The sequence below is a fragment of the Glaciecola sp. HTCC2999 genome (assembly GCF_000155775.1).
Lineage (GTDB): Bacteria > Pseudomonadota > Gammaproteobacteria > Enterobacterales > Alteromonadaceae > Opacimonas.
Genome location: NZ_DS989810.1, coordinates 858445 through 877891, shown reverse-complemented (window position 1 = coordinate 877891; position 19447 = coordinate 858445). Strand labels below are relative to the sequence as shown.

Here is a 19447-nt window from a genome sequence, read left to right as displayed (position 1 = left end):
AACGGAGTCTTGTGTTAAGGGTTTGTAATAAATGTAGTATTCTTTATAAATATGAGAACACGTCCTCATATTTATGAATACTTGGATTTCGCCGACTTTAGCACCAATAATAATAGAATAGAGGATGACATGACCACCGGGATTTTATCAATTGATCAAGGCACTACTTCGACGCGTGCTATTGTGTTTAATAAGCAAGGACAGCCCTTGTTCAGTGCACAGCAAGAATTCACTCAAATCTATCCTAATAATGGTTGGGTCGAACATGATCCTGAAGAAATTTGGTCAACCACATTATCTGTATGTCATGAAGTATTAGACAAAGCGCAAAGCGCGGGCGTGAAAGTCGTAGGTATTGGGATCACCAATCAACGAGAAACCACTTTGGTGTGGGATAAAGTCACAGGCAAACCTTTGTATAATGCTATTGTGTGGCAAGATCGTCGGACAGCTTCAATTTGTGCGCAAATGCACGAGAAGAGTGAAGAGATCACTGCCAAAACCGGCTTATTACTCGACCCGTATTTTTCAGCAACTAAAATTGCTTGGATTTTAGATCATGTCGAAGGCGCGAGAGCTAAAGCTGAAAAAGGTGAAGTGGCATTTGGCACTATTGATACCTTTTTAATTTGGAGATTGACGAAGGGGCAATCCCACGTCACGGATACCACGAATGCCTCGAGAACGAATGTATTTAATATTTATGATATGCAGTGGGATGATGAGTTATGTGAGTGGTTTAATGTACCTCGCTCCGTTTTGCCTGAGGTGTTAGATTGCGCTGCTGACTTTGGTGTCACTGCAGCGGGAGTGCTGCCGTTAGAACTGCCCATAGCAGGTGTGGCAGGCGATCAACAAGCCGCTCTCGTCGGGCAATGTGGCTTTGATAAAGGTGCCTTGAAGAGTACTTATGGTACCGGGTGTTTCGCATTACTTAATACTGGTACTAAGCCGTTGGCATCGCGCTCACGTTTATTAACAACGGTGGGTTTTACGCTCAACGGACAGACCCATTATGCCCTTGAGGGATCAATTTTCACCGCTGGTGCAAACGTGCAATGGCTACGTGATGGTATACAAGTGATTGATACTGCTAGAGCTTCACAACCTTTAGCTGAATCTTTAGATTATGACCATGGTGTAGTGTTGGTTCCAGCGTTCGCAGGATTAGGGGCGCCCCATTGGAAACCCAATGCGCGAGCGGCAATTTATGGCATGACAAGAGATACGTCCAATGCCCACTTTGCAAGAGCGGCTCTTGAAGCGGTATGTTATCAAACTCATGATTTATTAGTCGCTATGCAACAAGATGGGGTAGCGGTTTCTTCTGTTTTGGTCGATGGTGGCATGGTGGCAAATAATTGGTTGTGTCAGTTTTTAGCGGACATGGTTCAAGTCGATATTCAGCGCCCAACGAATATGGAGTCTACGGCATTAGGTGCTGCGTTTTTAGCTGGTTTGCAATTGGGTATATATGCTGATGTTGAAGAAGTGGCCCAGCTCAAAGCGATAGGATCGGTTTTCACGCCAACAATTGATACTGATATTCGTAGCGCATGTTTACAACGCTGGGAAGCCGCGCTAAAAAGCACTCTCATGTTTCATGAATGCTAGTTAAGAACCGTGTTGGTTTTTACGTTCAGTGAGCACTTGGTTTAAGTGAACATTAAGTGCTTCCATTGAAATGTGAATTTCACGTACTGACAGCACCAAAGCGAGTAACAGTAAAACTAAGCTAAGGCCGAATACCCATTGAGCAATGATGGCATAATCCATGTAAATAAAGAGCATGGTCAATACACAACAAAAGAAACTTAACACGCCGGCTTCTTGCATCCAACGGATCAAACGGATCCGTTTGCGGAAGTTTTGGATTTGTAACATTACCGCTTCATGCTCGTGATTTTCGGAAAATTGACGAGTTAAGCTTGAAAGCGCTAAAAAACGCTGAGTAAACGCTAGCAATAATAGACTAATTGCAGGAAACAACATCGCAGGTGTTGTGATACTTAATTCCATGAATATTTACCGTCAATGCGCTTACCGAATGATAAGCTAAATGAAATGATAAAATAATATAGCATTTAACCGGGCAAAAGTCATGGTACAGTCGCAGCACATAAACGAGCTATTTCAGGCAATATACGCGGAGTGTAACGATGTATTAGATCTGGGTTGAGTTGAATAAGTGGTGCATTTAAAACAGATTGATGGGGTGTCCAAAATGCTTGAACCGTATCAATAGGTTCTTTTGATACATTAATAATATAGTCAGGTTGAGCGCGTATGACTCTTGCTAATGCCACTTGTGGATATGCAATTGGGACATCAGCAAAAATATGCGTTAATTGGCATATCTCTAAAACTTCGTTGCCCCACGCTCCAGCTCCAATAGACATCAATGGCATTGCCCAAGAATAATAAAATACACTTTGAGGTTTACGAGAGAGATAGGTGCTTTTTAATTGCTTAAGACGTCTATCAAATTGTCTACTGACAACCGATGCTGTCGAAGCGTCTAAAAAATTACCTAATTTGATGATGTTCCGACTAATATCATTAAGTGTGGTAGTACGTTGTGATAATACGTTAAAGCCAAGCGACAGAAGTTTTGCAATATCTTGAGGTTTGTTGCCACCCTCCCACGCTAAAATATGCGTGGGGCGAGCTTTAATAATGGCGTTAAAATCTAGACCAGTATAGCTTGCCACGGATGGAAGTTGACTTGCTGCAACAGGATAATCGGAGTAATCACTGACTGCGACTAAGTGGCTATCTTCGTTGAGTAAAAACACCAACTCAGTTAAATGTGGTGCTAGGGTGATGATGCGTTTCTCATTATCACTGATCTGCACGGTACTTTGTGCGAATGTATTACATGACACACTCATACACCATAATATAAATATGACTTTGAAGATAACGGTGCAATGCTTCATATACAGACTACATTAAACATCTTTGATTACTATTTGTGACGAGAAATATAAACATCATTGATTAAAGCGATGTCACTAATTTCATGACTAGACTGGCCGAATTTTTGGCGGCTTTATCTAAATATTCTTCAAAGGTATGCGTCGACTCCTCATTCGCTAAATCTGAGACACAACGGATCACGAGACAGCGAGTATTGAGCATATGACATGCCTGAGCTATAGCGGCTCCTTCCATTTCAACGGCGGTGATATCTGGGAATAGCTCACTGATACGTTGAGTATCTGCCGCTTCACAAATAAACTTATCGCTGGTACCTATTAGTCCTGAAAAAGCGTTAATATCGGTGAGATGTGAGGCGCATTGTATAGTACTTTTGACTATATCTGAGTCACAGGTAAAGCGCGCTGGCATGCCCGCAGGCTGACCATGAACATAGCCAAAATTCGTTAAATCCACATCAAACTGTACTAATTCATCTGCTACGACAATATCACCCACGTTTAGACGCTTATCATAACCACCAGAAGATCCGGTATTGATGACGATATCAGGCCGATAAGCATTAACTAAGACGCCCACTGCGAGTGCTGAGGCGACTTTACCAATACCACAACGTGCAATAATCAGCTGTTGTCCAGCATACTCACCACGGTGACATGTAAGGTGTTGAACGGTTTCTTCTAGAGGAGAGTTGAGTGATTGAGTGAGTAATGCGATTTCTTCGTCCATCGCGCCCAAAATTAAAATAGTCTGTGCTTGGCTCATTTTGGCAGGTGCCCTTTAAAATAATAAGTGGAGAATATTAGCATAAAAAAAGCGCCGACGAGCGACGCTTTTTATCAATAACATGCGGTAAATTAAACGCTTATACGCCGATGTAATCCATGATACCGTCTGCCGCTTTACGACCTTCTGCAATAGCGGTGACCACTAAATCAGAACCTCGGACCATATCACCGCCCGAGAAGATTTTAGGGTTAGAAGTTTGATATGGGAATTGACCATGCTCAGGCGCACGGACACGTCCTTTTTCATCTAAGATAATACCAACATCACCGAACCAAGGCGCTGGAGACGGTGAGAATCCAAATGCAATGATAACGGCATCGGCTTCTAAAATATGCTCAGAACCTTCGACTTTGACCGCACTACGACGACCTGCTGCATCGGGAGCACCCATTTCAGTTCGAACCATACGTACACCGATAGTGTTACCATTTTCATCAACGGCAATATCTAATGGCATGAGATTAAACTGGAACTCTACGCCTTCTTCTTTAGCGTTAACAACTTCACGACGCGAGCCAGGCATGCTTTCTTCATCACGACGATATGCACATGTGACACTTGCCGCATTTTGGCGAATAGAGGTTCTCACGCAATCCATTGTGGTATCCCCCCCACCGAGTACGACGACTTTTTTGCCTTGCATATCAATAAAGTCTTCAGGTGATTTTTCTAAGCCCATTACACGATTTGTGTTAGCGACTAGGAAGGGAAGTGCTTCATAAACGCCTGGTGCGCTTTCATTCTTAAAGCCACCTTGCATAGAAGTATAGGTACCCATACCCAGGAATACTGCATCATATTCACTCAGTAAATCGTCAAACATGACATCTTTGCCGATTTCAGTATTCAAACGAAACTCAATGCCCATGTCAGTAAAAATTTCACGGCGACGAGAGATAACGTTCTTTTCTAATTTAAATGAAGGGATCCCAAAGGTTAATAGCCCACCGATTTCTTCATATTTATCAAATACAACCGGCGTCACACCATTACGTACCAATACATCAGCACACGCTAGGCCGGCAGGACCAGCACCTACAATTGCGACTTTCTTGTCAGTCTTAATAACGCCTGACATATCCGGACGCCAACCCATTTTAAAGGCGGTATCAGTGATATATGTCTCGATGCTACCAATAGTCACAGCCCCAAAGTCATCATTTAAGGTACATGCACCTTCACATAAACGGTCTTGTGGACAAACTCGACCACAGACTTCAGGCAGTGAGTTAGTCTGGTGAGACAACTCAGCAGCTTCAATAATACGACCTTCATTCGCGAGTGATAACCACTGTGGAATGAAGTTGTGAACTGGGCATTTCCACTCACAATATGGGTTACCACAATCTAAACAGCGGTCGGCTTGACCTTCTGTTTGAGACTGTGACAAAGGTTGGTAAATTTCCCCAAACTCTTCTTTACGAACGATAATGGGTTTTTTAGGTGGATCAATACGCGCTACATCCACAAACTGGTAAACATTCTTAGCCATTCTTCACTCCTACTTATTGTGCTTGAACACGAAGTTCAGCACTGGAGCGGCTAATGTGCCCCAATAAATTCTTCACATCGCTAGTTTTTGGTTTAATTAAACGGAACGAGCTAAGCATATCACTGAAATTAGAGAGAATATTTAAGGAATGCTCAGACCCTGTTTTCTCGTAATGTTCGTTTATTAAGCCACGTAAGTGCTCAGATAAAATACCTTTATCTTCAATACTTAATACATCAACAAGTTCAGCATTAATACGGTGCTCTAGGTCATTATGTTCATCTAAGATGTAAGCAAAACCACCCGTCATACCGGCACCAAAGTTAACTCCTACACTGCCTAAAATCGCAACAATACCACCGGTCATGTACTCACAACCATTATCACCACAGCCTTCTATAACAGCAATAGCACCTGAGTTACGTACGGCAAAACGTTCACCAGCACGACCTGCTGCTAATAATTTACCGCCAGTTGCGCCATACAGACAGGTATTACCCATAATCGCTGATTCATGCGGGTTAAACGTGACTTTATGTTCAGGGTAGATGACAAGCTCACCGCCAGTCATCCCTTTACCAACATAATCGTTGGCATCACCTTCCAAGGTCATGTGTAAACCACCTGCGTTCCAAACACCAAAGCTTTGACCTACTGTACCTTTTAAAGCAACAGAGATAGGGAAGTCTTCGCCGCCATGGTTGCCATGTACTTCTGCAATCATACCTGAGACAGTTGCACCGACAGAGCGGTCTGTGTTTTTCACTTTATAGCTTAGTTTTATCTCTTTTGAAGCAGCAATCGCTTGTGCCGCATCCGCTGCCATTTGTTTGTTCAAGTCACCATTATCGATTGGGTTATTCGCTGTTTCTGAACAGAACAATTTAGTATGCTCTGCCGCCTCGGGCTTATGTAATAACGGTGATAAATCTAAACGTGCTTGTTTCGCCGTTTGACCATCGAGCATATTTAATAACTCAGTGCGACCGACTAAATCTTCAAATTTACGTACACCCATTAAGGCCATTAATTCACGGATTTCTTGAGCGATGAATTTAAAGTAGTTCTCCACCATGTCAGGTAAACCGATGAAGTAGTTTTCACGTAGTTTTTCGTCCTGAGTCGCAACACCTGTTGCACAGTTATTTAGGTGACATATTCTCAAGAATTTACAACCTAGTGCGACCATTGGGCCTGTACCAAAACCAAAACTTTCAGCCCCTAAAATACCGGCTTTAACCACGTCTAAACCCGTTTTCAAACCACCATCGGTCTGCACACGGACTTTATGACGTAAGCCATTTTCGATGAGCGCTTGTTGTGCTTCAGCTAAACCCAGTTCAAACGGGCTACCTGCATATTTGACTGAGGTTAATGGACTCGCTGCGGTACCACCGTCATAACCAGAGATGGTAATTAAATCAGCATAGGCTTTTGCTACACCACAAGCAATCGTACCCACGCCTGGTTCAGAAACGAGTTTCACTGAAATCAATGCTTTCGGATTGACTTGTTTTAAATCGAAAATAAGCTGAGCTAAATCTTCAATTGAATAAATATCATGATGCGGTGGTGGAGAAATCAAGGTGACACCTGGTACTGAGAAACGTAATTCTGCAATGTACTGGTTAACTTTATCACCTGGTAACTGACCACCTTCACCTGGTTTTGCACCTTGTGCAACTTTAATCTGAATGACAGTAGCATTCATCAGATAATGTGGCGTGACACCAAAACGACCTGAAGCCACTTGTTTGATTTTCGAATTTTTATTCGTACCAAAGCGAGCTGGATCTTCACCGCCTTCACCTGAGTTAGACTGACCGCCTAGACGATTCATCGCAATCGCTAACGCTTCATGTGCTTCTGGAGATAATGCCCCAATTGACATGGCTGCTGTATCAAAACGCCAGTATAAATTTTCTGCTGGTTCGACTTCGCTAATATCGATACTTTCAGTGGCGTATTTCAACCCTAACAAATCACGTAAATGTGAAGGAGCGCGGTCGTTAACTAATGAAGAGAATGATTTATAGTCTTCATAACTACCACTCGTAACCGCTTTTTGTAAGTTACGCACTACATCAGGGTTATACGCATGGTATTCACCGTCATGGACGTATTTTAATAAGCCACCATGACTGATTGGCTTACGTTTAAGCCAAGCGATGCGTTGGTTGTTCAGTACATCTTGCTGGAATTCCTCAAAGCCAGCACCTTGAAGACGACTAGTGACGCCAGCAAAACAAAGCTCCATGACTTCTTGGTTGATGCCAATACCTTCGAATAATTTCGATGAACGATAAGAAGCGACCGTACTGATGCCCATTTTTGACATGATTTTAAATAGACCTTTGTTGATCCCTTTACGGTAATTCAACATGGCTTGCATAGCATCGATATCGAGTTCTTTGTTTGCGACAAGTTGCTCAATTGTTTCATAAGCAAGGAACGGATAAATCGCGGTAGCACCTAAACCAATCAATACTGCGAAATGATGTGGGTCACGTGCAGAGGCTGTCTCAACCACAATGTTTGCATCACAACGTAATTGTTCTTCAACAAGGCGTTTTTGTACCGCTCCTACTGCCATCGCAGCAGGTATTGGGATTAGAGCTGGATCAATATTACGGTCGGATAAAATGACAAATGCGGCACGTTTTTCGCGAACTAACGCAACTACTTCGTCACAAACTCGCTCAATCGCTGCTTTTAAGCCTTCTTCAGCATTGTAGTTTAATGCCACTTTCTCAGAGTAATAATGCTCTTGATCAAGTTCACGTAGCTGTTTTAAATCGGTATACATGAGAATCGGTGACTTAAAGACCACACGGTCAGCATAACCACCGGTCTCATTAAAGACGTTTTGTTCACGACCAATACATGTTGCCAATGACATGACGTGATTTTCACGCAATGGATCGATTGGTGGGTTAGTGACTTGCGCAAATTGTTGACGGAAGTAATCATACATGGTGCGAACACGTGATGACATGACGGCCATTGGCGTATCATCACCCATAGAGCCAACTGCTTCTTGACCGTCTTTTGCTAATACTTTAACAACCTGCTGAATTTCTTCATAAGAGTAATTAAATAATTTATGGAAAACTGCGAGCTCATCATCAGTGATAGCGCGTTTACCAATTAACTCAGCATTACACTCTTCAATCGGTTTAAGGTGACGGATATGCTCACTTAACCATTCTTGATAAGGGTGTTGTGTTTTTAAAACATCATCGATTTCAGTTGAACGCCATATCTTACCTTCTTTGGTATCCACAGCTAACATTTCACCTGGACCAACACGACCTTTTTCGACTACGTCACTTTGCTCGTAATCCCAGATACCAATTTCTGATGCTAATGTAATCAATCCATCTTTAGTAATGACATAACGAGCTGGACGAAGGCCGTTTCTATCTAAGTTACAGGCAACGTGACGACCATTGGTTAATACGATACCTGCAGGGCCATCCCATGGTTCCATATGCATGGAATTAAACTCATAAAATGCACGTAATTCATCATCCATCGTTGCATTGTTTTGATACGCGGGTGGCACCAATAAACGCATAGCCCGGAATAAATCCATACCACCGGCTAAGAATAGCTCGAGCATGTTATCTAATGAAGAAGAATCAGAACCATGTGTATTTACAAACGGCGCAGCATCCTTGAGGTCAGGGATCAATGGTGTGGCAAATTTACCCATACGCGCCATAGCCCAGTCACGGTTACCTTTGATGGTATTAATTTCACCATTATGTGCTAAATAGCGGAACGGTTGGGCAAGAGGCCAACGAGGTAATGTGTTAGTAGAAAAACGTTGGTGGAATACACAAATACTGGATTCAAGACGTTCATCAGCTAGATCTGCATAGAAAGCTTGCAAATCTTTTGGCATGATCAAACCTTTATAAATGGTCACAAGTCCAGATAAGCAGGCAACATAAAAATCAGGATCTTCCATCAAACGTTTTTCAGCGCGGCGACGTACCATGTATAGACGTCGTTCAATATCAGCTTGAGACCAACCGTTTGGTGGATTGACAAATACTTGTTCTATTTGCGGGACACCGGTTAGCGCCAGCTCACCGAGTACATTTTTATTGACTGGTACTTCACGCCAGCCAACGACATTTAACGTTTCTTTTTCAAGTTCTTCACTCAGGACAGTTCTTGATTGCTGAGCCAACACTGGGTCTTGTGATAAAAATACCATACCCACGGCATAATTAGCTTTTAAGCGCCAGCCAGCTTCAGCCGCAATTTCCTGAAAAAATGAATCAGGTTTAGCAATCAAAAGACCACAACCATCCCCAGTTTTTCCATCTGCGGCAATACCACCACGGTGTTGCATACGATCAAGCCCTTCAATGGCCGTCGTGACAAGTCGGTGACTCGCTTCGCCTAATGTATGTGCAATCAGTCCAAAACCACAGTTGTCTTTGGAATCTGATGGGTGATATAAACTCATATGAATCTCTCCATTTTTATTGGCACTAAATCAGGCCTTGCATTAGCAATGCAGGCATTAGCTAATAAAAAATTTAAAACGACAAAAACCAACACGACGTTACTAAAACTGTCATCTTGGCGTGTATTTTTCTTTAAGCTTCTTAATAATTTTAGAAGCGTGCATTCTTGCGCTGAGCACTCTTTTAAAGAGACATTTAGCAATGGCTATATTCTATAATAAACCATGAACTTATAATTGCTATGTGGTGTTAACAATTGACATAATTGTCGTGTTCGGCAACCAGCAGATATTAGAATTTTTATGCAATCTATTTAAGCAGTGGCGTTAAAATACTATTTCAGCAGTCTTAGGTCAAACTTTAGTTTGATTATCCTATTGTAAGAATTTTTAGATTAATAGTAAAACTTAATATTTATTAATGGTTTATGGTTTTTATGGAAGGATTATTGAACAGTTAATCAGCAAGTTTTTTAAGATTAGCTAGTAAAAATATCATCAATTAAAAAATAACATTTCCTTAACAATATGGATTTTAATGCCTTTAATTTGAATAATTATTCATATTTTGTGTTTTTGTATGTGTATTAAACGAACTGCACATTTATAATTTTCATGTGCGTGAATAATTAATCGTTGGTATGATGCACTTACTCATTGTTTCAGGAAAATTCCAATTATGCACCCAGAACAAACAACTAATTCATGGGCTTTCCGTTTTTCCAGGTTTGTAGAACACCATGGTACTGTCAAGTTAAGTCTACTTTTCGTACTCATTACCCTTATTTTTACCATAGGTGGTTCTTACGTCATTAGAGTGAGTTTTGGCAGTGTGCCATCTCTAGAAGATTTTCTTAGTGCCGTTATTCTTACGATGTTATCTGCTCCATGGATATTGTATTTTTTCAGTGAATTAGTGAAGCAATTGGAGTTATCCCGAGTTCACTTAAAAGAAGTGATAGAAGAGTTAGAAAGTTTACGTGAAGAAGATGTCTTACTGAATCGTGAATTGCAAAATAATATAAAGCAATTGAATTTTGAAATTGAACAGCGTAAAGATGCACAGCTTGAACGAGAGAAAGTGTTCAAAGAACTTGAAATTGAAATTCGTGACAAATCAGAACAAGAGATTCAAGCGCGTCGTTTATCGACCTTATTACGCTCTATTATTGATGCTTCCCCTGACTTGATTTACTTTCGTAATGAAGAAGGCAAATTTGCCGGTTGTAACCGAGTTGCGGAAGAATTGACTGGCCGCACTCAAGATGAATTACTTGGATTAACCCCTCATGAAGTGTATGACGAGGAATTAGCGAATCAGGTGGCCCGCTCAGATAATGAAGTACTAGAAAAAAATATCAGTGTGACGGAAGAATTGTGGTTACTTTTCCCCGATGGGAAACGACGTTATTTTGAAATGCGCAAAGTCCCATTCTTTGATCATGAGGGTGAACGCTTAGGTTTACTTGCTTTTGGACGTGACATGACTGAACGAATGAAAGCGGAAAAAGCAGTAGAAAAAGCCAGTAAAGATAAAACTAAATTTATCGCCACCATTAGTCACGAACTGCGTACGCCGCTCAATGGCATTGTGGGACTATCCAGGATGTTAAGAGATACTGAGTTAACTGAAGAACAATTCACATGGATAAGTACTATCTATGCTAGTGCGATTACTTTAGGTAATATTTTTAACGATATTATTGACTTGGATAAACTTGAGCGAGATAAGATCGCACTATCATACAAAACGTTATCTTTGGAAACGTTCACAGCTGAACTTAGCAGTGTTATCGAGTTGCTTGCAGCGGATAAAGGCTTGCAATTCGTGTCTAATATCATCAAGCCATTACCTGATTTTGTGCAAGTTGATGGCACACGCTTACGTCAAATTTTATGGAATATGCTATTTAATGCAGTGAAATTTACCCCTAAAGGGCAAGTGAGTTTATCTGTTTCAGCAACAGTACAAGATGATAATAAGACGGCTAATGTTTGTTTTGATATACAAGATACTGGTGTGGGGATCCCGCAAGCTGATATTGATAAAATCTTTGCAATGTATTACCAGGTTGATCATCCTGACCACCAATCAGCTACAGGTACAGGTATCGGTTTAGCTATTTGTAAAGAAATGGTCGATCGAATGAATGGCCATATTGAAGTTCAATCTGAAGTAGGGAAGGGCACACGTTTCTTAATTAATATCCCTTTACAAATTTCTGAAAAGCCGAGAGTGCGTGAAGAATTAATGGTCACTGGCTTAAATATACTATTAGTCGAAGATATTGAATTAAACGTGATGGTCGCTAAAGCTTTACTTGAGAAATTAGGTCAAAATGTCGATGTAGCAATGACGGGTGGAGACGCTATCGAAAAAATTAGGACCACTACCTATGATTTAATTTTATTAGACATTCAGTTACCTGATATGACTGGATTTGATGTGGCTGATACCGTCATTCAAGAAGATTTAGTGATGCAAACACCGATTGTCGCATTAACTGCCAATGTTATTAAAAAGCGAGAAGAGTATCTACAAAATGGAATGGACGATATTATCGCTAAACCGGTTAAAAAGTCCCGAATGATCACAGTGCTTAATGAGCTTTTTGGTGATCAAGAGCTATTACCAACGATTGAAATCGCTAAGAAAGAACCCTCATCAGTGAATCCTTTAACCAAAACAATGGACTTGGACTTTATCGTTACATTAGTCGATACCATCGGACATGAAATGGTCATTGCGAGCTTAGGTGTGTTTAAAGAAAAGATCCCAGAGTATATGGAAACGTTGCATTTAAGCTTAACCGCTAAAGACAAAGATGATGTCTGCTCTCAAGCGCATAAAATTAAAGGGGCGGCAAGTTCCATTGGTTTAAGCAGAATTCAGAAAATCGCTAATCAAATCCAACAAGGCGATCACCCTACCTGGTGGAAAAATGTGCATGAATGGGTAGATGAGTTAGATGCTGCTATTGCTCATGACGTTGATGGATTTGATGATTGGATCAAAACACAAAATTTTGCCGAATAATAAATGGACCATGTCAATGACGACTTTATCAAGCGTCTTTAACAAGCGTCTTTACCTATTTAATAGGTCATAGGTTTTGACGTGCTCAAACACAGCTGGAAACCATGCACTAAAGTGTTCAGGATTATTCGATATCGCGTGAACGATATCATCTAGGTGTAACCACTGTGTTTCTGATACTTCAAATGGATTAGCAACGCACTCGGATACGTCTTGGTAAACAATAAAAAGATGGTCGTATTCATGTTCAACTAATCCGTTATCGAGTTCTGCCCGATAAGTGAATTCAGTAATTTTTTTGATAGGTGAAGTTAATTCAATATTGAGCTCTTCTCGCACGCGACGTTTGCATGCTACTTCAAGTGACTCATTGATGAGTGGATGTGAACAACATGTGTTAGTCCATAATCCTTCCGAATGGTATTTACCTTCGGCACGTCTTTGTAATAATAACTCAATCCCATTTTGTTTACCCTTGGAAGGGCGAACTAACTGTACCGAAAAAGCAATATGTAAATCACCATCTAAGTGTGCTTGAAGTTTATCCTTGGTACTTTTGTAATTGCCATTGATATCACATAATAGAACTTCATTGTAATCTGTGCTTCTATGTTCCTTGAATGAGTTTGAGTCACTCATCATCGACCTTGATCATTGACTTTGAGTTCGCCAACGGTCGCTTGGATAGATAGTATTTTATCTTGGCGTCTAACCTGTAACAATAAAACCGTGCCAGGCGGTGTTTCAGCAATCATGTCTAATGCGTTAGAAGCACCTGTTATCATATTATTATCAATCGCAAGTAGTACATCATTCACTTCTAAACCGGCTAAATCTGCGGGACTACCACTGACGATATTCGCTATGATAATACCGTCTTGGCCTTGAAATTCATTCCCAGAAAAACCAAGTTGTCCTCGCGTCACTTTACCGTTAGTAATAATATCGTTCATCACCCGATTTGCTAGCGTGTATGGCACTGCAAAGTTAACGCCATTAACATCTCTAATGCGGCGCTGAGCATCATAGGTTTTGAAATTAGCGTTGGTGATGCCCACCAAATATCCTTCCGAATCAACTAAGGCACCACCTGAATTACCTTGGTTAAGTACTGCATCGGTTTGAATAAAATCGACATAGTTAGCAAGACCATTTCTACCAGTACGTGAAACAATACCTTGAGTAATAGTTTGACCTAGGTTGTAAGGGTTACCAATAGCCATGACTAAATCGCCTACACGTGTATCGGGTTCGCGTAATTGGGGGATGGCATGAAGGTTGTCAGCGTTGACTTTCAACACCGCTAAATCAGTAAATAGATCATATCCTACGATTTGTGCTTCAAATAATCGACTATCTTGCATGGCAACATAAATACTAGAAGCGTTATTAATCACATGATGACAGGTTAATATATAACCGTCTTGGGTCATAATTACACCTGAGCCTAAGTTAGTACGCTCTCTAGAGCTATTAGAGAAAAGTTGATTCGAAGCTTCAATACTCACGCTATAAATATTAACAACAGAAGGAGCAGAGCGCGAAATAGCATCATGATATGATAAACGGTTGGATACAGGTTCACTCTGAAATAGGCGCTTGAAGTCGATTCCACTCCCATGACGTAATTCAGGTACGAGCAATAAAATTAGGGAAGCAACAATCGCTCCGATGACGATGGAACGAAAGAAAAACCATAAAATGCGTTGTCCAGGCATGCGACTTAATCTGAAAAAACTAATGATTTTTGAAGTATATCACATGCCTAGGCATAAATAACATGGCGTCTATTCCTCAAAAATAAACGCCATATGATTTAATTTTTATTAGAATTGTATTGCTCTAACCAGGCTTCATGTTGAGCTTCTTCTATAATGTCATTGCGCACTTGTTCTTTTAACTCACGTTCCATTGAACCATCAAAACGCCGTAAATAAAACCCTGCTAGAGCTAGCATTACACCACATACTGCAGCAATTATTGAAAGTGAACCAAACCATAATAAAGCGACGGTACCTAGCATCTGTTTGGTAATATTACTACCTTCAGATATGTCGTAAGCGTACATTGCAAGCCGATATACTTGGTTTTGGTTCATTAATTGATTAATTTCACTATTTTTAATCCGATTATCATTATTCAAGTCAAATATTTCTTCATCGATACCAAATGATTTTTGGGCCATTTCTTCCAATTTAAGACGCTGTTCATCTTCATATTGTTGAATTTGAATAAGAGCTTCAGATCGTACTTTAAAGTAGATTTGTTTTTCACGACTATCTTTAGTGTAGATAGCGTTTTTAAAATCTTCGTTTTCAGCAGTTTTATCAATAATTGATTGTTTGGCATCATCAATACGATTATTTATTTCCTGGATTCGTCTTTCGTATTTGCTATTTACAAAGTCAATTTGATTCTTAAGTTGGGCTTGCATGGTTGATTGCTTCGTTATTGCATCACCGCCTAAGAAACCAGTAGTAATAGTTTCAAGTTGTTTTTCTTTTGTGGCGATAAGGGCGCGATATTTACGTTCAACTCCAGCTCTTGTTAAAAAGCCTGCTGCATCAAGAGCATTACTAAATTCATCTTTGAGTACTTGCAACTCTTCCAATAAGCGCTCTCTTTCTTCAGAGCTTCCCGATATATTACCTATTAAAAGGGCATTGAAGCGTTCCTCAACAGCTTGTGTTTCAGTAGCCCAATCAGAATAGTAATTATCACGGATAATCATTAACTCATCAATTTTATCAGTCAGCTCTTGTTCAAATTCATAACTAATTTTATTCAAAGCTGCTGTTGTTGCTTTATTGATCGAATTAGTGGCGGTATTAAATGTATTTTCAATTTCATTTCGTAAAATGTCTAACTCAGCTTCGAGCTCCTCTTCAGTAAACTTAATAATATAATCTCTACGTTCTTCAAGTAATAATTTTGCTGCATCATTATTTGCAATTATATTAGTACGTTCATCTATAGAGCGATTAAGATTAGAGAAGTTTCTTTCAAAGCCATTAAACATAGTTTCAAATGTTATGAGGCATAAAAATAAAACAAAGCCTATGAATAAGCTTCGCCAAAAATAATTCTTAACTGACATGAATGCAAAAACCAAGGGTATTTTGCAGATTTCGACAACGGCGATTAATACAAACGGAAGGCTGGTTACCAAGATAGCTGATATTCCAGCTAAAAATCCACTGCTATCGCTACTGCTAAATGCATCGTAAGCTGAAATCCCCATTACTATTGATATAGTTAAGCCAATCAAAACGGCAATAATCTCAACAGTCCATGCGAGTTTTATTAATAAATTAGAGTATTTTGATACATTGTTTTTTGTGTAGTACATCATTTATCTACATAAAGAATTTAGGAGCAGTATATATAAAAAAATATTATTCACAAAATATTTACATTGATAATTAAAAAAGGCCAGCAAAGGGATCTCCTAAACTGGCCTTTTATAATTTAAGCTAAGAGGTTAACGTATAACAAGATAAAGTGTCGATTCGCCACGTCTTACATTAATCGCCGTGACTTGGCCATCAGCATTTTCCATGCGTTCTGTCAGCTCTATAATAGTATTTACACGTTGACGATTGACGCCAATAATTACATCGTCTTTACGTAGGCCGAAGCGTAAAGCTGGGCTTCCTGCTTCAATTTCACTTACGATGACACCTCGATTACCTGCGATATCAGTGCCATTTTCAAACGTTGCACCGGCGAATGCTGGATGGATTTCGGCAGCCGTTTTAACCGTTGCACCCGCATCACCTAATACTACATCAACCTCGATGGATTCACCTTGACGAATAATATTTAATGCGAGTTCTGCACCGGCCCCCATACTAGCCACTTTGGCTCGAAGCTCTGCAAAACTACCCAAAGGCTTTCCGTTAATCCCTGTAATAATATCGCCTGCTTCAATACCGGCTTTTGATGCTGCGGAATTAGGTGTGACTTCAGCAACGAAAGCTCCTTTATTCACATCAGAATTGAATGCTTCTGCTAGTCCTGCATCAACATCGTTTCCGATAATCCCTAAAAGACCACGACGTACTTCACCGAATTCACTAATTTGGTCTACTAAGTTTTTCATCATATTACTTGGAATGGCGAAACCGATACCGACATTACCTGCATCACGTCCAGGTGAGAAGATTGCCGCATTGATACCGACTAACTCACCTTTTAAGTTTACTAAAGCACCGCCTGAATTACCGCGATTAATGGCGGCATCTGTTTGAATAAAGTTTTCATAACCACCCATATTAATGCCAGTTCGACCTAATGCGCTAACAATCCCAGAGGTTACGGTTTGAGATAAACCAAATGGGTTACCTATTGCTATCACAAAGTCACCAACACGCAATGTGTCTGAGTTAGCCAGTGGCATAGCGACTAGATCTTTGGGTTCAATTTTCAACAGAGCAATATCAGACTGTTCGTCTTCACCCAACTTTTTACCTATGAATTCACGGCCATCAGTGAGTGTGACTAAAATCTCATCTGCATTTTTCACTACGTGAGCGTTAGTGACAATATAGCCTTTCTCAGCATCAATGATGACACCGGAACCTAAACTACGGAAAGGGCGTTCTTGGACTTGCTCGCCTTGGCCACCAAAAAAGTTACGAAACATTTCTGGGACACGTTGACGCGACACTTGGGTGCCTTCAACATTAATACTGACGACTGCAGGCATTGCTGTTTCTAGCATAGGCGCTAACGAAGGCATTCCTTCATCACTCTTACTCGATGAAAAGAAGGGAAAGCCAGCAGTGGTTGTTGCTTGAGCTGGGATGTTGATTAGTAAAGTAGCACTGAAGATAGTGCAAAAAAGGGCAACTCGTTTAAAAAGTAGTTTCATGAATGGAAACGCTCCTAATTGATAAAGATAAATGATGTTATTTAACTTAACAGAGTCAGCGCGTTAAATTTTAGTTCCCTTTAGTTCGTGATTTATTTTTGATTCCCATCAAACAGACCCGAGCTAGAACTCGAAAAATCACGTGGTTGAGACTCTGTATTCGTCTTTTGACGTTTTGTTTTATTTTTAATACGTAAATAAGGAGATGCGTGTTCACCAAAAAATGTGATTTTTGATTGATCATCTTTATTTTCATATGACGTTAGGATGTAATCAAGCTCAGTCATTTGGTTTTGGAGTTGGGCACTTTGCGCTTCTATACCTTGTATTGATTCTTGCGCTGCAAGCATCTGCTGACGAAGTTGTGCAAGCATGACTTGCTCTTTTTCAGCTTTAAGAGCTTGTTCTTCGGATGGTGTTTTTGCCGAAGAAGCAACCTTTGCCAAGAAAAATCCTGCCACCAGACCAACTAACAATAACGCGATATAAATAATGATTTCTTGCATGATATACAACCAAATGTTTTTACAAATTAATATGCGTCAGCTTCCTATTTGGAGGCTTTCTACATGAGTATGATTTTATAATAAAGCAAAAACATTGTAATATATAGAGGTGTTTTAGATTTATTCAAGCAATAGGAATTGCGGTGCCAAAAACTTCAAATATGACTCCTTGGGACAAGTATCAATATGATCTTGAACAATCTGGATTTGAATACGATCCAGCTCAAGAAAATGCGGTAAAAGAGCTTCAACGACTATTTGATGAACTCACCCAACCTACCCAAAAAGTCACATGGCGAGTAAAAATTCGCGCAAAATTTGGCAAAGGTATGTCGCAACCCTCAATTCAGGGCATTTACTTTTGGGGAGGAGTGGGTCGTGGTAAAACATATTTAGTCGATACTTTTTATGATTGTTTACCTTTTGAACAAAAAATGCGTATTCACTTCCATCGATTTATGCATCGAGTGCATACTGAACTCAAAACCTTAAGTGGTCAGTCCGATCCTTTGCAAATAGTCGCGAAACGGCTTGCTGCAGAAACAAAAGTGATTTGTTTTGATGAATTTTTTGTGTCAGATATTACCGATGCAATGATTTTAGGAACGCTGATGGAGGCTTTATTCGGATATGGTATTGTCTTAGTTGCCACCTCAAATATTATCCCGAATGAGCTGTATCGTAATGGCCTTCAGCGAGCCCGTTTTTTACCCGCGATTGAATTAATTAACCAAAATACCCGTATTGTGAATGTTGATTCAGGTATCGATTATCGATTACGCACACTCGAACAGGCCGAAATTTATCATCATCCATTAGATACCGCTGCCACTGAAAATTTATATTCTTACTTTGCTCAGTTAGCAGCAGATGAAGGTCGAATAAACACGACGATTGAAATTGAAAATCGTCAAATTCCTTGTTTGCGAGATGCTGATGGCGTGTTAATGCTGACTTTCAGAGCATTATGCGATGGCCCACGGTCACAAACTGATTATATGGAGTTGAGCCGTTGTTATCACAGTGTTTTAGTGGCAGATGTAGAGCAGATGAGTCAAGCGACAGACGATATTGCAAGACGTTTTATTGCGATGGTCGATGAGTTTTACGAGCGTAATGTGAAGTTAATTATGTCAGCAGAAGTCCCTTTAGAAGCGCTTTATACTGAGGGTCGATTAAACTTCGAATTTAAACGCTGCTTATCACGTTTACAAGAAATGCAATCGCATGAATATTTAGCTTTACAACATATTCCTTAGCCTATTGAACACAGTTTCGGTTACAATATAAATAAGCAAACCTTTCAACAAAAATTTAAATAAGAGAATTC

13 protein-coding genes are annotated in these 19447 nt (G+C 40.2%); 3 read left to right on the top strand and 10 right to left on the bottom strand.

Going from position 1 to position 19447, the window contains the following annotated elements:
• Window positions 1–129: 129 nt before the first annotated feature.
• A complete protein-coding gene (glpK, locus tag G2999_RS03810) occupies window positions 130–1614 on the top strand; it encodes a glycerol kinase GlpK (protein ID WP_010178893.1) in 1485 nt (494 codons plus the stop codon).
• Here glpK and G2999_RS03805 read toward each other — a convergent pair whose 3' ends face one another.
• The 5 genes from G2999_RS03805 to gltB all read right to left on the bottom strand — a co-directional run bounded on the left by G2999_RS03805 (window position 1615) and on the right by gltB (window position 9701).
• On the bottom strand, window positions 1615–2019 hold the full coding sequence (locus tag G2999_RS03805) for a DUF2721 domain-containing protein (protein WP_010178891.1): 405 nt from the start codon (window positions 2017–2019) through the stop codon (window positions 1615–1617).
• An 80-nt stretch (window positions 2020–2099) separates the two neighbouring features.
• Window positions 2100–2891, bottom strand: a complete 792-nt coding sequence (locus G2999_RS03800; RefSeq protein WP_010178889.1) for a helical backbone metal receptor — start codon at window positions 2889–2891, stop codon at window positions 2100–2102.
• A gap of 109 nt (window positions 2892–3000) precedes the next feature.
• Window positions 3001–3705 carry a 5'-methylthioadenosine/adenosylhomocysteine nucleosidase gene (locus G2999_RS03795; RefSeq protein ID WP_010178886.1) on the bottom strand — a complete coding sequence of 235 codons (705 nt, stop codon included), beginning with the start codon at window positions 3703–3705 and terminating at the stop codon, window positions 3001–3003.
• A 100-nt stretch (window positions 3706–3805) separates the two neighbouring features.
• Entirely contained in the window at window positions 3806–5221 is a 1416-nt protein-coding gene (locus G2999_RS03790; protein ID WP_010178884.1) for an FAD-dependent oxidoreductase, read from the bottom strand.
• A gap of 13 nt (window positions 5222–5234) precedes the next feature.
• Entirely contained in the window at window positions 5235–9701 is a 4467-nt protein-coding gene (gene gltB, locus G2999_RS03785; protein ID WP_010178882.1) for a glutamate synthase large subunit, read from the bottom strand.
• A gap of 679 nt (window positions 9702–10380) precedes the next feature.
• On the opposite strand from gltB, the gene arcB reads away from it, so the two are divergent.
• On the top strand, window positions 10381–12738 hold the full coding sequence (arcB, locus tag G2999_RS03775; RefSeq protein WP_010178878.1) for an aerobic respiration two-component sensor histidine kinase ArcB: 2358 nt from the start codon (window positions 10381–10383) through the stop codon (window positions 12736–12738).
• A gap of 51 nt (window positions 12739–12789) precedes the next feature.
• Here arcB and idi read toward each other — a convergent pair whose 3' ends face one another.
• From idi to G2999_RS03750, 5 genes are all read right to left on the bottom strand, one after another.
• Window positions 12790–13377, bottom strand: a complete 588-nt coding sequence (idi, locus tag G2999_RS03770; protein ID WP_010178874.1) for an isopentenyl-diphosphate Delta-isomerase — start codon at window positions 13375–13377, stop codon at window positions 12790–12792.
• Window positions 13377–14456 (bottom strand): trypsin-like peptidase domain-containing protein, encoded by a 1080-nt coding sequence (locus G2999_RS03765; RefSeq protein ID WP_010178872.1) that lies wholly within the window; start codon window positions 14454–14456, stop codon window positions 13377–13379. The genes idi and G2999_RS03765 overlap by 1 nt, the downstream gene beginning before the upstream one ends.
• 98 nt (window positions 14457–14554) lie before the next feature.
• Window positions 14555–16090 (bottom strand): hypothetical protein, encoded by a 1536-nt coding sequence (locus tag G2999_RS03760; RefSeq protein WP_198006077.1) that lies wholly within the window; start codon window positions 16088–16090, stop codon window positions 14555–14557.
• A 129-nt stretch (window positions 16091–16219) separates the two neighbouring features.
• On the bottom strand, window positions 16220–17611 hold the full coding sequence (locus G2999_RS03755) for a DegQ family serine endoprotease (RefSeq protein WP_010178869.1): 1392 nt from the start codon (window positions 17609–17611) through the stop codon (window positions 16220–16222).
• A 92-nt stretch (window positions 17612–17703) separates the two neighbouring features.
• Window positions 17704–18117 carry a DUF1043 family protein gene (locus G2999_RS03750; RefSeq protein WP_010178867.1) on the bottom strand — a complete coding sequence of 138 codons (414 nt, stop codon included), beginning with the start codon at window positions 18115–18117 and terminating at the stop codon, window positions 17704–17706.
• A gap of 161 nt (window positions 18118–18278) precedes the next feature.
• Between G2999_RS03750 and zapE the strand changes: the two genes are divergently transcribed.
• Entirely contained in the window at window positions 18279–19376 is a 1098-nt protein-coding gene (gene zapE / locus G2999_RS03745) for a cell division protein ZapE (protein WP_010178865.1), read from the top strand.
• Window positions 19377–19447 lie beyond the last annotated feature (71 nt).